This window comes from Variovorax sp. 10L426 (assembly GCF_056395305.1).
Map to the genome: position 1 here is coordinate 340,068 of NZ_JBFTJF010000001.1, position 14,286 is coordinate 354,353.

General features: G+C 65.8%; 16 protein-coding genes and 1 pseudogene. 10 read left to right on the top strand and 7 right to left on the bottom strand.

Going from position 1 to position 14,286, the window contains the following annotated elements; translation table 11 throughout:
- Positions 1–116: 116 nt before the first annotated feature.
- Complete coding sequence (locus AC1DHL_RS01690; protein ID WP_478160114.1) at positions 117–401, top strand: ATP-binding protein; 285 nt, start codon at positions 117–119, stop codon at positions 399–401.
- A gap of 20 nt (positions 402–421) precedes the next feature.
- Here AC1DHL_RS01690 and AC1DHL_RS01695 read toward each other — a convergent pair whose 3' ends face one another.
- Positions 422–1,153, bottom strand: coding sequence for an oxygen-binding di-iron domain-containing protein (locus AC1DHL_RS01695; protein WP_478160116.1), 732 nt, complete (start codon positions 1,151–1,153; stop codon positions 422–424).
- A gap of 143 nt (positions 1,154–1,296) precedes the next feature.
- On the opposite strand from AC1DHL_RS01695, the gene AC1DHL_RS01700 reads away from it, so the two are divergent.
- The gene (locus AC1DHL_RS01700; RefSeq protein WP_478160118.1) at positions 1,297–2,229 is read left to right on the top strand and encodes a nucleoside hydrolase; all 933 of its coding nucleotides are present in this window, start codon (positions 1,297–1,299) and stop codon (positions 2,227–2,229) included.
- On the opposite strand, the gene AC1DHL_RS01705 is transcribed toward AC1DHL_RS01700, so the two are convergent.
- From AC1DHL_RS01705 to AC1DHL_RS01730, 6 genes are all read right to left on the bottom strand, one after another.
- Positions 2,230–2,925 carry a phosphoribosyltransferase gene (locus AC1DHL_RS01705; RefSeq protein ID WP_478160120.1) on the bottom strand — a complete coding sequence of 232 codons (696 nt, stop codon included), beginning with the start codon at positions 2,923–2,925 and terminating at the stop codon, positions 2,230–2,232. It abuts the gene before it with no gap.
- A gap of 7 nt (positions 2,926–2,932) precedes the next feature.
- Positions 2,933–3,766 (bottom strand): ATP-binding cassette domain-containing protein, encoded by an 834-nt coding sequence (locus AC1DHL_RS01710; protein WP_478160122.1) that lies wholly within the window; start codon positions 3,764–3,766, stop codon positions 2,933–2,935.
- Positions 3,763–4,776: an ABC transporter ATP-binding protein gene (locus AC1DHL_RS01715; protein WP_478160124.1), complete on the bottom strand. Its 1,014-nt coding sequence runs from the start codon at positions 4,774–4,776 to the stop codon at positions 3,763–3,765. Before AC1DHL_RS01715 ends, AC1DHL_RS01710 begins: the two co-directional genes overlap by 4 nt.
- An 82-nt stretch (positions 4,777–4,858) precedes the next feature.
- Entirely contained in the window at positions 4,859–5,743 is an 885-nt protein-coding gene (locus tag AC1DHL_RS01720) for an ABC transporter permease (protein ID WP_478160126.1), read from the bottom strand.
- Positions 5,740–6,717, bottom strand: coding sequence for an ABC transporter permease (locus tag AC1DHL_RS01725; protein WP_478160128.1), 978 nt, complete (start codon positions 6,715–6,717; stop codon positions 5,740–5,742). The genes AC1DHL_RS01720 and AC1DHL_RS01725 overlap by 4 nt, the downstream gene beginning before the upstream one ends.
- Positions 6,718–6,727: 10 nt before the next feature.
- Positions 6,728–8,332, bottom strand: coding sequence for an ABC transporter substrate-binding protein (locus AC1DHL_RS01730; protein WP_478096163.1), 1,605 nt, complete (start codon positions 8,330–8,332; stop codon positions 6,728–6,730).
- 117 nt (positions 8,333–8,449) lie between these two features.
- Between AC1DHL_RS01730 and AC1DHL_RS01735 the strand changes: the two genes are divergently transcribed.
- From AC1DHL_RS01735 to AC1DHL_RS01770, 8 genes and pseudogenes are all read left to right on the top strand, one after another.
- On the top strand, positions 8,450–9,634 hold the full coding sequence (locus tag AC1DHL_RS01735) for a M20 aminoacylase family protein (protein ID WP_478160130.1): 1,185 nt from the start codon (positions 8,450–8,452) through the stop codon (positions 9,632–9,634).
- Positions 9,635–9,687: 53 nt separating this feature from the next.
- A pseudogene (locus AC1DHL_RS01740) lies at positions 9,688–10,113 on the top strand (cupin domain-containing protein).
- Positions 10,114–10,170: 57 nt separating this feature from the next.
- A complete protein-coding gene (locus AC1DHL_RS01745) occupies positions 10,171–10,722 on the top strand; it encodes a hypothetical protein (protein ID WP_478160132.1) in 552 nt (183 codons plus the stop codon).
- Positions 10,723–10,954: 232 nt separating this feature from the next.
- Positions 10,955–11,431, top strand: coding sequence for a type IV pilin protein (locus AC1DHL_RS01750; RefSeq protein WP_478160134.1), 477 nt, complete (start codon positions 10,955–10,957; stop codon positions 11,429–11,431).
- On the top strand, positions 11,428–12,012 hold the full coding sequence (locus AC1DHL_RS01755; RefSeq protein WP_478160136.1) for a pilus assembly FimT family protein: 585 nt from the start codon (positions 11,428–11,430) through the stop codon (positions 12,010–12,012). Before AC1DHL_RS01750 ends, AC1DHL_RS01755 begins: the two co-directional genes overlap by 4 nt.
- A 3-nt stretch (positions 12,013–12,015) precedes the next feature.
- Complete coding sequence (pilV, locus tag AC1DHL_RS01760) at positions 12,016–12,447, top strand: type IV pilus modification protein PilV (RefSeq protein ID WP_478160138.1); 432 nt, start codon at positions 12,016–12,018, stop codon at positions 12,445–12,447.
- Complete coding sequence (locus tag AC1DHL_RS01765; protein WP_478160140.1) at positions 12,444–13,625, top strand: PilW family protein; 1,182 nt, start codon at positions 12,444–12,446, stop codon at positions 13,623–13,625. Before pilV ends, AC1DHL_RS01765 begins: the two co-directional genes overlap by 4 nt.
- Entirely contained in the window at positions 13,622–14,275 is a 654-nt protein-coding gene (locus AC1DHL_RS01770) for a pilus assembly PilX family protein (RefSeq protein WP_478160142.1), read from the top strand. Before AC1DHL_RS01765 ends, AC1DHL_RS01770 begins: the two co-directional genes overlap by 4 nt.
- The last annotated feature ends 11 nt before the right edge of the window (positions 14,276–14,286 follow it).

A 14,286-nucleotide genomic window follows, 5' to 3' on the forward strand; every position in this document is an offset into this window, starting at 1 on the left:
GCGAAGCTTCAGCGAAAGAACTCGCTCGCAGCCCGAACGGCGCGCGACAGGCTTGGATGCTACCGCTACGATCCGCCTCTTTGTTCCTGTATCGCGCGACGTTCCGCGCCCACGCCATGTCTTCGACTGCCACTGCCCGCGCTTCCGCCGTTCCAGCCGCATCATCATCATCGAGCGCGGCTCGGCCGGGTTGGCTGCCAGCGGTCGACACCGCGCATTGCACGGGCTGCGGATGGTGCGTCGCCGCGTGCGACCTCCATCTGCTCAGCCTTGAAGTCGTGCAATGGAGAAAAGCCGCCACGCTGCACAACGCAGATCAATGCACGGGCTGCAGCGATTGCGCCGTGAAGTGCCCTTTTCATGTGATCACGATGCGGAAGAGGGCTGACGCATCGCCCTGATTGCACCCGGTTGGCAGTGATCAAGCTGTCTCCGACAACGCCTCCGAAAGCTGGCGGAGCAGCGATGCGCCATCGCCCTGCCACGCACTGCCGTGCATGCATGCGAAGGTACGGGGTTCCTGCTTCGCGAGTCCGGCCAGCAAGGTGGCGGTCTGCGGCGCATGCGCGTAGTAGTCCATCTGGTGCCGGAACGCCTCGCTGGGGCCCAGGATGTCGGTCTCGATCAGCGCCTTCTCGCTGTTGCCGGGCTGCGTGAAGAGGTCGCCGCAAAAGAAGGTACGCGTGAGCGTGTCCATCATCAGGCCGCATTCCCACCCATGCGGGAGATGGGGCGTGTCGAACCAGCGGATGGTGTGGGTCCCGAGCGTCAGTTCTTCGCCATTGGCGAGGGCGCGCGGCGGCCGATCGGCCAGATCGCCCATCGAGATCATCGCCGCGAGGCTGCCGCACAGCGGCACCGCCTCCGGCGCCGCGGCGAGAAACAGGTTCATCGCGCCGCACTCGTCCGCCTCGACATGGGACAGGCCGATATAACGCAGACGTTCCAGAGGCATCACGCTCGCGACGGCCTCGCTCACGAGCGGGAAAAGCTGGCGCAGCCCGGTGTGGAAAAGCAGCGGCTGGTCGTCGACCACGAGATATTGGTTGAAACTGAACAGGTTGCCGTCGGGCAGCGGCACCGGCGTATTGATGCGGAAGATGCCCGAAGCAATTTCCTGCACGTTGGTTCCGGATTGCGGATTCGTGATCATGCGCGTCTCCCAAAGGCCGACGGGGCGGCGACAGGTGTCGCCGGGGCGCCAAACCTTACTCCGAATTGAAGAGCCAGAGAAGCCGCCCCCATCGGGAGCGATGCAGGGACAATACGCGTCAGCCCAAACCTATGACCCACCCCATGAACAGCATTTGGATCGACACCGACATGGGCTTCGACGACCTCGCGGCCGTGCTGACAGTCACGCATACGCCGCCTTGGTGCGTCGCCGGCATGTCGCTCGTCGCCGGCAACGCGCCGCTCGAAGTGGTGATCGACAACGCGTTGCGCTCGGGCGCTTTCTTCCGGTGGGGCTTCCCGATCCACGCAGGCAGCGCCAAGCCGATCGCCAGCGAACTGGTCACGGCACAGTACGTCCTCGGGGCGGATGCCATGGCCTCCGCCGGTCGCAGCCTGCCCAAGGCGCGCGCGGAACTGGCATCGACCGATGCGGTGGCTGCGCTCATCGACCATCTCGCCTCGTCCGCTGAGCCGGCCACCTTGCTCGCGCTGGGGCCGCTGACCAACATCGCGATCGTGCTGCAGACGCTCCCCGACCTCGCAGCGCGCATCGGGCGGCTCATGTGGATGGGCGGCAGTGCAGGGCCGGGCAACCACACGGCGGCGGCGGAATTCAATGCGGCGGTCGACCCGGAAGCGATCAACGTCGTGCTCGACGCAGGCGTGACGCTGCACATGGTCGGTCTCGATGCCTGCCGGCAGGTGCGCGTACACGCAAGCGATGCGGAAGCGCTGCGTGCGCTCGGTTCCGACAGGGCGGACGTGCTGGCCGACCTGCTGCTCGGCTACGTGCGCATTGCGAGCCCTGTCGGCGCGCTGCCGATGTCGCTCTACGACCCGACCGCCGCGGCCGCGTTGGTGGCGCCGGAAGGAATGAGCTTCAGGCCCGCGTACGTGGTGGCCGAATGCAAGGGCGAGCACACGCGCGGCATGACGGTGGTCGAGTGGCGTGTGCCGAAGCGCGCCAAGGCCAACGCGCAGGTAGCCTGCGTGGCCGACGAGCCTCTGCTGCGGCGCGTGGTGCTGGACGCACTGGCGCGCGCCGCGGGCTGATCAGTCGCGCAGCACCCAGCCGTCCGGCACGACCTTCAGCAAGGGACTCTCGAACACGCCGACGACCCGCGAGGCGCGTTCTGCGCCGAGCGCGTCGAGCCAGCGGCGGCCCTGCAGCATGGCGACCCCGCAGGCCACCACGTTGCCGCCGAGCGACTCGATCAAGTCCCACGCCGCGAGAAGCGTAGTGCCGGTGCTGATCGCGTCGTCGACCAGCACGAGGCGCTTGCCGTCCAGCAGCGGTCGGAGGTTGGGGTCGAGGTAGATGCGCTTGCCCGGTGTCGGCGAGGTAATCGAATGCACCGGGGTGGACAGCGCCTCGTCGTACCAGAACTTTCGCGAGTAGCCCATCGGCACGTAGCGTGTGTGGCCCAGTGCACGTGCGACCACGGGCGCCAGCGCGAGCCCCAGTGTGGGCAAGCCGATCACCAGATCAGGTGCCTCCGCAGACAGGCGCTGCGCGAGCATGGCGCCCAGCGTATCGACCACGTCGAGCGACGCGTGATTGACCATCAGCGAAGCCACGGCATGCGATGGTTCGTTCGCGAGCTGCCTGATCGGCAGCATGAGCACGCGCCCGTCCGGCAGGCGTGCCGGGTAGCCGAACTGCCAGGGCGCTTCCGGCCGCTCGACTGCGTCGGCTGCGACGATGCGCTGCCAGTGGTCGGTGGTGGGTTCGGTGAAATGACGGGTCATCGTCGGGTCATTGCGCTTCGAGCTGGCGCGACGGGTCGGGAACGGGCGTGGCGGCCAGCAGCCGCTGGGTGTAGGGATCGCGCGGCGCGTTCAGCACCGCGTCCGCATCGCCGCTTTCGACCACGCGGCCCTGGTGCATCACCATCACGCGATCGGCCATGGCCCGCACGACGCCCAGGTCGTGCGTGATGAAGAGGTAGGAGAGCTTTCTATCCCGCTGCAGGTCGAACATCAGCTTGAGAATCTGCGCGCGCACCGAGACGTCGAGCGCAGACACAGGCTCGTCGGCAATGATCAGCGCCGGATTCGATGCCATCGCACGCGCGATGCCCACGCGCTGGCGCTGACCGCCGGAGAGTTCGTGCGGAAGCCGGTCGCGAAAGTGCGCGGCCGGCAGTCCGACCTGGTCGAGCAGCGCATCGACCTCGGCCGACGCGGCGCGCCGGTCGAGTCCGCGGTGATAGGTCAGCGGAAGCCCGACGCTCTGGCCGATGGTGCGCCGTGGGTTCAGCGAACCGCCGGTGTCCTGGAACACCACTTGGACTTCGCGGCGAAAGCTGCGCGCCGCTTCGCCGGAGCGCGTCGCAATGTCCATGCCCTTGTAGAGAATGGTTCCCTCGCTCGGCGCGGTGAGCCCCAGCAGCATGCGGCCGAGCGTGGTCTTGCCGCTGCCGCTTTCGCCGACCAGGGCCAGGACTTCGCCGGCACGGATCGACAGGGACACGCGATCCACCGCGCGCTGCATCTGCCGGGCGCGGAACAACCCTCCGCTCGCGCGCACGGGAAAGAGCCGGCTCAGGTCCCGGGCTTCGAGAAGCGGCGTGGTCGTGGCGGTGTTCATGGGGACGTGGCCTCGTTGCGCTGCCACGCGTCGGCGGCGATCCGTTCATCGCTCAGGTGGCAGCGGTCGGCGCCGGTTCCGTGGGCTCGCAGCGCCGGCGCGGTGCTGTCGCAGACACCGGCACGGGCGATCGGGCAGCGTGGATGAAAGCGGCAGCCGTCCGGCCAATGGCCGGCGATCGGTACGTTGCCCGGAATCGAGAACAGCGAATGCGCCCGCGACTGTGGGCTCAGGATGCTCCCAAGCAACCCCTGCGTGTAAGGGTGACGCGGCGCCGCGAAGAGCGGTCCGACATCATTCGACTCGACCACCTGGCCTGCGTACATCACGTTGACCCGTTGGCACGTCTCGGCCACCACCGCGAGGTCGTGGGTGATCAGCAGGATGCCCAGATCGAGCTCCTTGCGCAGCCGCATCAGCAGCTTCAGGATGCCCGCTTGCACGGTGACGTCGAGGGCCGTCGTCGGTTCGTCGGCGATCAGCAGCGCCGGCCGCATCGCGAGGGCCGTCGCGATCAGGATGCGCTGGCGCATGCCGCCGGAGAGTTCGTGCGGATACTGGCGAGCGACCCGTGCGGCGTTCGGCAGCTCCATCATGTCGAGCAGTTCGAGCACGCGCGCCTCCAGTCCCTCTGTGCGTCCGTGCGCGCGCAACGGCTCGGCGATCTGGCGTCCGACGGGCATCAGCGGATCGAGGTAGCTCGTCGGGTCCTGGAAAACCATGCCCACGCGCGCGCCACGCACTGCTCGCAGTTCGGCGGGCTTCAACTGCGCGAGGTCCTGGCCTTCGAGCAGGATATGCCCCGCTGCGACCTGCGCCAGGGGCGAGGGGAAGAGATTCATGATCGCGAAGGCAGTCATCGACTTGCCCGAGCCCGATTCGCCAACGAGGCCCACCGCCTCGCCGCGGCGCACTGTAAGAGAAAGGTCGTTCACCACGCGCAGCGCAGTCGCGCCTTGGCGGATGTCGACCGACAGGCCGCGCAGGTCGAGCAGCAGATCGGCGTTCATCTCGGCCCCCACGCTCGGCACTTCGTGTCCTCGCTGCCCCCCGAGGGGGCGCGAGCTTGCTTGGGGCGGCCCGGCGCTGCGCTCATTTCGCCCCCCTCGGGTTCAGCGCGTCGTTCAGCGCGTCGCCGAAGACGTTGAACGACAGCACCGTGAGCGCGATCGCAAGCCCCGGAAAGGCCGACATCCACCACGCGCTGCGCAGGTACTGCTGCGCGTCGTTGAGCATTGCGCCCCACGATACATGGTTGGGATCGCCGAGTCCGAAGAAGCTCAGGCTGGCCTCGATCAGGATCGCCATCGCGATGTCGAGCGAGCCGAGCACAATGATGGGCGCCGCCACGTTGGGCAATATCTCGCGCACGATGATCGCGCCGTGGCCCATGCCCGCCACGCGCGCCGCGTCGACGAACTGCGATTGCGCGAGCGCTGCGACCGAGGCCCTGACCACGCGTGCAAGCTGCGGCCACGAGAGCGCCGCGATCACCACGATCATCTTGAAGACACTGGTGCCGAAAAGAGCAATCACGATCAACGCCACCACGAAGCGCGGCAGCGTCTGGAAGAACTCGGCAATGCGCATCAGCAGCGTGTCGAGCCAGCCGCCGAAGTAGCCCGCCAGCGCGCCGACGATGACGCCGACGACGACCGCGCACAGCGCGCTCAAGACGCCGACAGTGAGAGAGATGCGCGTGCCGAAGACCACGCGCGCCCAGATGTCGCGGCCCAGGTCGTCAGTGCCGAGCCAATGGCCGGGCGAGAGCGGTTCGAGGAGCGAGCTGTCGCCGCCGCCGAGCGGGTCGTAGGCAGTGACCAGCGGCGCGAAGACTGCCAGCGCGAAGAGCAGCGCGAGGAAGGCCAGCGCGAGCAGCGTCGTCGGCCGCCGGAGCAGGCGGCGCCAGAAGCCGGCCTTGCGAAACGGCGTGCCGACTGGAGGGATCGTGATCGGCGTCAGCGTTGCGTCGGTCATGAGCGTTCGATCCGCGGATCGATCAGTCGGTGAATGATGTCGGTGACCAGGTTCGCAATCACCACCGTGACCGACACCATCAGCAGAATCGCCAGCATCACCGGATAGTCGCGCTTGGAGATCGATTCATAGAGCAGCCGCCCGATGCCGGGCCATGCAAACACCGCTTCGATCAATGCCGAACCCGCGAGCACGAAGCCGACGTTGTAGCCAATGACGGTCAGCACCGGTGCCGCGGCATTGCGAAGCGCATGCACCACGACGACCGTCCATTCCGACGCGCCGCGCGAACGCGAAGCCAGGATGAAGTCGGCATTCATCACCTCGAGCATTGCGGCGCGCGTGATGCGCGTGATCAGCGTGAGGTAGCGCAGCGACAACGCGAAGGCCGGCAGCACCAGGTAGGACAGGTGCTGCACGAAGCCATCGAAGCCGGGGAGCGTGCCGCGCACGGGGTTGTTGCCTTGCGAAGGAAGCCATCCGAGCCAGATCGCGAACACGAGAATCAACAACTGGCCGAGCCAGAAATCCGGAATCGAATAGCCCGCCGACGAAACACCCTGGATCGCCGAGTCGACCAGCCCGCGACCCGAGCGTGCGGCCGAACGGGCCGCGACGACGCCGAAGACGATCCCGAGCACACTCGCGAACGCGAGCGCGGTCATGGTGAGTTCCAGCGTGGCGCCCAGCCGTTCGAGAATCAGCGTCGCCACCGGCTGCTGGTTGGCGAACGAATAGCCGAAGTCGCCCTGGACCACCTTGCCCAGATAGCGCAGCAGCTGGATCCATACCGGCTGGTCGAGCCCGAACTCGCGGCGCATCTGATCGAGGTATTCGGGCGGCGCGGGAAAGTCGCCCACCAGCAGCGTGATCGGATCGCCCGGTGTGAAGGCGATCAGCAGGAAGTTGAGCACCACCACCGCGAGCAGCAGCGGAATCGCGTGCAGCAGGCGCCGCAGGATGAAAGAAGACATTGAATGCCGGTTAGTCCGTGCGTCGCACGCCGGCCCACTGGTCGCGTGCATCGAGCGCGGGGAAAACGCCGGTGAGCTTCTTGCTCGCCGTGTCGACGGTCTCCTCATCGAACAACACCAGCGTCGGAAGGTCCTCGTTGAGGATCACCTGCAATTCCTTGTAGAGCTTGGCGCGGAGGTCGCGATCCGTGGCTGTGGCGGCGCGGCCCAGCAGGTCGTCGACCTTCGGATTCGAATAGCCGCTGGCGTTGGTGTTGGGCGAGGTGCCGGTGTAGGTGTTGTACAGGCGCGTGTAGCCGATGGCCGGATCGCCGGCCGAGAAGTACGAGCCCAGCATCATGTCGTAGTCGCGCTTGGCAAACACCCGGTCGTAGTACACCGAGCGCTCCAGCGGTTCGAGCTTCACTTCGATGCCGATCTGGCGCAGGTTGTCCTGGATGATCTGCGACTGCGCGCGCATCTGCGCACGGCTCGCGTCGAAGGGCATGCGCACCGTCGTGCTGCCGGATTTGACGCCGGCCTTTTCGAACAGGGCCTTGGCGCGTGCCGGATCGAGCGGGTACTTCTTCGCATAGCTCACGTCGTCGTTGAAGAGCCACTTGAAGCCGTCGCCGAAGGCGCCCGCGCCCGGCCGCGCAATGCCGTTCATGGCCTGCTTGACGAGCCGTTGCCGATCGATCGCCAAGGCTGCCGCATGGCGCGCTTCCAGCTTCGAGAACAGCGGCGACTGCGTGTTGAACATCAGGAAGTACACCGCCGGGATGTTCACGCCGCGGCGCGGCGCCAGGTTCTTGTCCGCAAGGATGCGCGGGACTTCGGGCTTGGGCGTGTAGAAGTCGAGCAGCTCGTCGATCTCACCCGTCTGCAATGCGGGCACGCGGTTGGCCGCCTGCGGGATCACCTGGAAGATGATCGATTCGAGAAAGGGCTTGTCGCCGTCCCAGTACTGGTCGTTGCGCACGAGCTTGATGCTGGCGCCGCGCTTCCATTCGCCGAACTTGAAAGGACCGGTGCCGACCGGCTTCTGGTTGGCCGGGTTGGTGCCGATGTTGCTGCCTTCGTAGAGATGGCGCGGCAGCATCGGTGCGTCGAACACCGTCATTTGCGACAGCAAGGGCGCATAGGGCTTCTGCAACCTGACCACCACGGTCAGGGCGTCGGGCGTGTCGACCTCGATGCCGAGGGTCTTGAACACCGGGGCGGCGCGCGGATGCAGCTTGCCCACGACTTCGGTCAAGGTGTACTTGACGTCGGCGCTCGTGAAGTCCTTGCCGTCATGCCATTTCACGCCGGGGCGCAATGTGAAGCGGTACGTCTTTCCGTCGGGCGAGATCGTCCACGCGGTGGCGAGCGAGGGCTTGGGGTTGTATTGCGGGTCGAGCCACACCAGGCCTTCCAGGATCTTGGCCGAGACGTCGCCGGCCGCGAAGTCGGTGGTCGTGCCGAGGTTCAGCGTCGGCGGATCGGCGTCGATGGCGAGCACGGCGGTGCCCTTGCCGGTGGCGGCACGGCCGTAGCGCGTGGTGGCGAGGCCGCCGGCCGCGGCGAGCGCGCCGAGGGTCAGTTGGCGCCGGGTCAGGAAGGGGAGGGTGGGGTTCTGGAAGTGGTGAGTCATCGTCGGAGGTGAGGCCTTCGGAGGCAGCCGCTTCTGGAAGCAATATCGAGGCCATCGCGGCAGGCTCCATTATTGGCGTGGAAAATGCGAAGCCAGTGCTTTGAAGGCGGCCTCCCGATGATTTCAGTTCCCATCCATCCCGGCATCCAGGCCTCGACCGAGGAGATGGTCGGGCTGCGGCGCCGGATCCACGCAAACCCCGAACTCGGCTACGAGGAGTTCCAGACCAGTGACCTGGTGGCCGAGCGTCTCGCGCGATGGGGCTACTCGGTGCATCGCGGCCTTGGCGGTACCGGGGTGGTCGGCACGCTCAAGGTCGGCGATGGCGCCAGGCGGCTGGGGCTGCGCGCCGACATGGATGCGCTGCCGATGACCGAGACCACCAACCTCTCATGGGCCAGCCGCAAGCCCGGCGCCATGCACGCCTGCGGGCACGACGGGCACACGGCCACCCTGCTCGCCGCGGCGCAGTTGCTGGGGGTCACGAAGGCGTTCAACGGCACGCTCAACCTCATCTTCCAGCCGGCCGAGGAAGGCTTGATGGGCGCGAAGAAGATGGTCGAGGAGGGCCTCTTCGAGCGCTTTCCGTGCGACATGGTCTACGCGTATCACAACGAGCCCGGCTTCCCGGCGGGGCAGTTCGGCTTCCTGCCGGGCGTGATCTACAGCTCGTCGGACACCGCCGTCATCACCATCGAAGGCAAGGGCGGACACGGCGCGATGCCGCACACCACGGTCGATCCGATCATGGTCGCGGCGCACCTGATCCTCGCGCTGCAGACGCTGGTGTCGCGCGAGGTCGACCCCAACGACATGGCGGTCGTCACAGTGGGCGCGATGAGCGCCGGCAAGGCGCCCAACGTGATTCCCACGAGCGCCGAACTCAAGCTGTCGATCCGGGCGCGAAAACCGGAAGTGCGCGCATTCCTGCGCGACCGCATCATCGCGATGGCGCAGGCCCAGGCCGCCGTGCATGGCGCCAGCGCGACGGTGGACTACCAGTGGAAGATGCCGCCCTGCGTGAACGACGATGCCGCCACTGCCTTCGCGCGCCAGGTGGCCGTCGAATCCATGGGCGAAAAGGCGCTGATCCCCGACATGGCGCCCCTGCAGGCCAGCGACGATTTCGCATTCATGCTGAATGCGGTGCCGGGCAGCTACTTCATCGTCGGCAATGGCGACGGCAAGCCGGGGAGCGGTCCGGGCTGCATGGTGCACAACACCGGCTACGACTTCAACGACGAGATCCTGCCGAGCACCGCGAGCTACTGGGTCGCGCTGGTGCAGGCCTACCTGCGTTGAGCGGCTGTCAGCCCAGCCGCCCACGGATCAACCCAAGTGGAGCACGCATCGCCATGAACCCGAGCACACCTGCAGTCCAAGGCCTTCGTCCCGACCGAGAAGTCATGACGAAGCAGCGACTTCCCTACTTCGTCGGCATTTCCGGCCAGACGGTGAACGCGTCGGGCTGATCCATGCACCTGGTCGTCATCCCGCCCGGCGCCCGTGCGGAGCCCCACGTCCATGTGGGCTACGAGACGGGTATCTACGTGCTGGAGGGGACCGTCTGCACGCGGTGGGGTGCCGAACTCGAAAACGAAGTCGTCAGCCAGGCCGGCGACTTCCTCTTCGTGCCGCCTGGAGTGCCGCACGAGGCCATCAATCTGAGTGCGACCGATCCTGCCCGCGCCGTCGTCGCAAGGAATCATCCGGCGGAGCAAGACTTGGTCGAACCGTACGTGCGGCCTGCGAAGACAATCAAGAATTCCAGGAATCGGTAGCGGCGCTCTCGCGGTCGCTGGCGACGCGCGATATCGGCAAACAAGGAGGAGGACGCCATGACCGAACCAACACTGCAGAAGGAAGAGTACGCAGCGCTTCACAACGAAGCGACGAGATGCATGGCGGAACTGGCCCTGCTCGAGCGTTCATGCGTCGTCGGTGCTTTCGCCGTCTTTGCATGGGTGGCGATCAACGCCGAGGTCCTGGTCGGCTTTGCCGGACTCGTGTGGCTGCTCCCCGTCACGATTGCGGTGTACGGAAGCCTGAAGGCGCTGGCCATCCGCAGGCATATCGCGGTACTCGGGGGCTACCTCGAGGAACTGGAGGGCGAAACCACCGCCCCCGACAGGTTGCAGAAGCATTTCGGGCGCCGATGGAGAGCACGCCGCTGGCCGTCCGCGGCGGCATGGGTGTTGTTTCTGGGCCTGACAGTGGTTGGCAGCACTTTGGGATTCGTGCAGTTTCGTTCGGAGTGCCCTGGTCCCTTGATGAACGCGTGCAGTCAGGACGACAGCGACGATGACCAGGACCAAGACCAGAATCAGGAAAGCCTGAAGCACGGCACGACCCTGAGGGCGGGTATCGCCGCGCCACGAACGAAGGGATGAGCCGGCGAAACAGCCGTGGTGGGGTAAAAAATAGGAGTGTGTACTGACACTCTGATAAAGGCTTGCTAGCACTCGAATTCAGCAAAATACGGGAATTCCCGCCTGTAACCAAAAAGGTGATAAACGGTAAAAAGTAACCGATAAGCGGTAACCTTGGTAAGTAACATATGGTCACAATCGGCGTCGACAGACACCCGCCGATGCGGTCCTTTTTATTACCAGGTCCCCGCGCATGTCCCACGAAATTTCTGGCAAGTCGACGAAACCGAGCCGAACGCGTGGCTTCACGCTGATCGAGTTGATGATCACCGTGGCGATCGTCGCCATCCTCGCTGCGATCGCAATGCCCGCCTATCGGGACTATGTGTTGCGCGGCCAGATCACGCAGGCGACCAATGCCTTGTCGACACTGCGCGCGAACATGGAACGGCAGTTCCAGGACAACCGGCAGTACACGACGCCGGCGACCGCACCGGCGGGCAAATTCGTTTCGCCCTGCGATGCGCCGGCGCCGGCAGGCAGCTTCACCGTCACCTGTCCCACGCTGACGGCGAGCACCTTTACCGCCCAAGCCCAAGGCAGCGGCGGGACTGCTGGCTTCACTTTCACCATCGACCAGCAAAACACGCGTGCGACACCGAATGCCGGTGCCGGGTGGAGTTCATGCGCGACCGCATGGGTGACGCAGAAGGGCATGGCGTGCCCATGACGCGCCGTGCTCTTGTCAACGGCTTCACCTTGATCGAACTGATGATCACGGTGACGTTGCTCGCGATCTTGCTGGCGCTCGCGATGCCTTCCTTCATGACGTGGATCAAGAACAGCAGTGTGCGGGCGACAGCCGAGGCCCTGCAAAACGGACTGCGGCTGGCCCAGACGGATGCACTTCGACGCAGTCGCAAGACGGTGTTTTCGCTCACCAACAGTGCATCGCCTCAAACCAGCCCGACAGCGGTGTTGACCGGCAAGTATTGGTCGGTCAACACGATCGCCATTCAAGGCGAGACGACCGATGTCGCCGAGTTCGTCGAGGCGGGCGTGCTGGGCGGCGCGGGCAACGGCGTCCAGATCACGGGTACCGCAGCATCCATCTGCTTCAGTTCGCTGGGCCGAATGATCGCTGTCCCGACACCCGGCACCGGATCTGCCTGCCCCGGTGGTCCGGCCTCCTACAGCATCACGCTGGCGGGCGCCGATCGCAACCTGCAGGTCAATGTGGCTGTCGGCGGTCAGGTCCGCATGTGCGACCCGAACAAGACGCTCTCGGCCAGCACGCCGGACGGGTGCTAGCACATGACAAAGTCCCCTTGCTCCATACGCCGGCCACAGCAGCAACGCGGCGTGGCGATGATCGAAGTGCTGGTGGCGGTGCTGCTCTTTTCTTTGGGCATCCTCGGCCTGGTGGGCTTGCAGGCCCAAGCCATCAAGTATTCGGTCGAGGCTGAGGACCGCAATCGCGCGGCGTTGCTGGCCAACGAGATCGCGAGCGCGATGTGGCTCTCCAACAATGTGGTGATCGATCCCGACGCCGGCACGCCTTCGTGGAACGACCGCGCCGCCGCCCCGCCCTACTCGCTTCCCCAGGGGTCGGTCGCCATCGTGAAGGAAACCACGGTGACCAACAGCGCGAACATCACGATCAGCTGGAAGCCGCCGCAGCGCACCACGACCGAGTCGGACACGAGCCAGCTCACGACGCGCGTCACTCTTCCTCCGCCGCCATGAACCGTACCCAGCAAACTCCTTCGCCTCGCCAGCGTGGCTTTACGCTGATCGAATTGCTGGTGGCCATCGTCATCGGCCTGCTCGTCGTGCTGGTCGCCACCAACGTGGTGGTGATCGGCGAAGCGCACAAGCGAACCACCAACAGCACGAACGATATCGGCCAGAGTGGTGCCTTCGCCGCCTACGCGCTGGACAAGGCGATGCGCAGCGCCGGCTCGGGCTTCGCGCAGGCATGGGACCAATCCGTTTTCGGTTGCAAGCCGAGTGCGTCGTCCACGACCGTCGGCGCAACGATCCTGCCGCGCACAGGCGCATTCCCGGCGCCGTTTCAAGGCTTCCTCGGTGGCACGGGCAGCGCGCTCGGCCTGGCTCCCGTGTTGATCGGCCAGAACCAGTCTGCAGGCGGCTCCGACGTGATCATGGTCGTGAGCGGCAATGGTTCGGCCGGCGACATCGCGCGGCCGATCCGCTCCTCTGTAGCGGGCACCAACCTGCGACTGGACAACACTGTGGGATTGCAGGACGGCGATATCGGCCTGGTGACCCAGCCCGGCAGCGCGACCTGCTTGCTCGATCAAGTTGCAGTCACGGACCCCACGGCGTTCAACGCCGCGGGCAACGATGTGCTTCCGATGGGTGGCAAGTACGGCAACACCGTCGCTATCAGCGCCATGGCCGACAGCGGGACCGCTACCTTTTCGGTGCTTGGCAACGTCAACGCCAGCAACCTGCAGTTCCAACTGTTCGGCGTCGACACCCATCGCACGCTCGTCGCTTACGACCTGCTTCGCGGCGCGGCGGTCGCGGGCAACCTGGATCCGATCCAGCCGCTGGCCGACGGGGTGGCCGAGATTCACGCGATGTATGGCGTCGACACTTCGCACGACAACATCGTCGATAGCTGGCAACTGCCCGCAGGCGCGTGGGACATCGGCCAGGTGGTGACGCAGCCCACGCTGATGCGGCAGATCGTGGCTGTTCGAGTCGCCATCGTCATGCGCTCCTCGAACTACGAGAAGGAAGACGTGACCCTGGAACGGCCAGAGCTGTTCACCGATACGGCCACGCCAATCGCCGCAGTGCCTTATGCCGCGGGCGACGACAACCGCCACTTTCGCCTGCGCGTCATCGACACGACCATCCCGCTGCGCAACATGCTGTTGCTGCCCACATCATGAAGCGTCCTTTGCGTCCTCCTCGCGCCCACGTGACGTTGCGTCAACGCGGCGTCGTCCTGCTGTTCTGCCTGATCATCCTCGTCGTCCTTCTTGCCGCGGGCGTCGCTGTGGTGCGGTCGATGAACGCTTCGATGTTCAGCGCAGGCAACCTGGCCTTTCGGCGAGACCTGGTCAATCAGGGCGAGCAGGCCGTCTCCCAAGTGCTGCAATCGTTCGCCGGTGGCGCCGCTCTGGATGGCGCCAAATATCCGAACGTGACGGCGACGAACCTTCCGTCCGCCAACTACAGCGCGATTGAACTCCAGACGAATTCGCAGGGCATCCCGAAGGTGCTCTTGCAGAACAGTGCCACCCCTAGCGGACCGGACGTCACCGGCGCCACCTTTACGCCAACAGCCGGCGACATCACGGGCCGCGACGGAGTGACGATCCGCTACGTGATCGACCGCCTGTGCAACACGACCGGCACTTTCGCATCGCTGGGCAACGGCCGTTGCGTCTATTCGCCCGTCAGCGCTGCGGCCGGCGGCACCGCCGGTGAAGACCGTCCTCCGGTGACCTCGCCGCCCCTCTATCGCGTCAGCGTTCGAGTCAATGGTCCACGCGAAACGCAGGTTTACCTGCAGTCGTCCTTCAGCAAGCCCGAATAGCCGAGGCCTTC

Coding starts and splice junctions, on each gene's coding strand:
- AC1DHL_RS01690 (WP_478160114.1), top strand. CDS start 117: ATGTCTTCGACTGCCACTGCCCGCGCTTCCGCCGTTCCAGCCGCATCA.
- AC1DHL_RS01695 (WP_478160116.1), bottom strand. CDS start 1,153: ATGATCACGAATCCGCAATCCGGAACCAACGTGCAGGAAATTGCTTCG.
- AC1DHL_RS01700 (WP_478160118.1), top strand. CDS start 1,297: ATGAACAGCATTTGGATCGACACCGACATGGGCTTCGACGACCTCGCG.
- AC1DHL_RS01705 (WP_478160120.1), bottom strand. CDS start 2,925: ATGACCCGTCATTTCACCGAACCCACCACCGACCACTGGCAGCGCATC.
- AC1DHL_RS01710 (WP_478160122.1), bottom strand. CDS start 3,766: ATGAACACCGCCACGACCACGCCGCTTCTCGAAGCCCGGGACCTGAGC.
- AC1DHL_RS01715 (WP_478160124.1), bottom strand. CDS start 4,776: ATGAACGCCGATCTGCTGCTCGACCTGCGCGGCCTGTCGGTCGACATC.
- AC1DHL_RS01720 (WP_478160126.1), bottom strand. CDS start 5,743: ATGACCGACGCAACGCTGACGCCGATCACGATCCCTCCAGTCGGCACG.
- AC1DHL_RS01725 (WP_478160128.1), bottom strand. CDS start 6,717: ATGTCTTCTTTCATCCTGCGGCGCCTGCTGCACGCGATTCCGCTGCTG.
- AC1DHL_RS01730 (WP_478096163.1), bottom strand. CDS start 8,332: ATGACTCACCACTTCCAGAACCCCACCCTCCCCTTCCTGACCCGGCGC.
- AC1DHL_RS01735 (WP_478160130.1), top strand. CDS start 8,450: ATGATTTCAGTTCCCATCCATCCCGGCATCCAGGCCTCGACCGAGGAG.
- AC1DHL_RS01745 (WP_478160132.1), top strand. CDS start 10,171: ATGACCGAACCAACACTGCAGAAGGAAGAGTACGCAGCGCTTCACAAC.
- AC1DHL_RS01750 (WP_478160134.1), top strand. CDS start 10,955: ATGTCCCACGAAATTTCTGGCAAGTCGACGAAACCGAGCCGAACGCGT.
- AC1DHL_RS01755 (WP_478160136.1), top strand. CDS start 11,428: ATGACGCGCCGTGCTCTTGTCAACGGCTTCACCTTGATCGAACTGATG.
- pilV (WP_478160138.1), top strand. CDS start 12,016: ATGACAAAGTCCCCTTGCTCCATACGCCGGCCACAGCAGCAACGCGGC.
- AC1DHL_RS01765 (WP_478160140.1), top strand. CDS start 12,444: ATGAACCGTACCCAGCAAACTCCTTCGCCTCGCCAGCGTGGCTTTACG.
- AC1DHL_RS01770 (WP_478160142.1), top strand. CDS start 13,622: ATGAAGCGTCCTTTGCGTCCTCCTCGCGCCCACGTGACGTTGCGTCAA.